The sequence below is a fragment of the Aeromonas sp. HMWF015 genome (assembly GCF_963878965.1).
Classification (GTDB): Bacteria; Pseudomonadota; Gammaproteobacteria; order Enterobacterales; family Aeromonadaceae; genus Aeromonas; species Aeromonas veronii.
Map to the genome: position 1 here is coordinate 25,606 of NZ_CAWNZT010000098.1, position 419 is coordinate 26,024.

Here is a 419-nt window from a genome sequence, read left to right on the forward strand (position 1 = left end):
ACAGCTGGCGCTGGTGCAGGTAATGGCATCTCGCTCCATGCCCTTGGCAATACCCTGGGTGAGTGGAGTTTCTATCTGCTGATCGCGCTGGTGGTGGTGAGCTTGCTGGCGCTGGTGAGTTATGGTCGCTTTCGGCTGATCCATCGACTGGCGCCGCTCATCTATCTGGCAGGTTGGGGCCACGGGCTCTGCCTGCTGCCTCAGGTGGGAGCCATGACGCCGGTTGGGGTAGCGATCTGGTTGATCGGCGGGATCGGTGCTATCGGGGCACTCTATTCCCTGCTGGGGCAAGTGGGGGCGCGGAAGCGCCATCCCGGCCGGGTCGTTGCGGTGCGGACGCTGGCGGATCATACCTGCGAGCTAACCATGCAGCTGGAGCGGCCGCTCGCCCATTACCGCCCGGGTCAGTTTGCCTTTTT

1 pseudogene is annotated in these 419 nt (G+C 63.5%); it reads left to right on the forward strand.

What is annotated here, in order from left to right:
- Positions 1–419: pseudogene (locus AACS18_RS04705) on the forward strand (flavodoxin reductase); the annotation flags it as partial.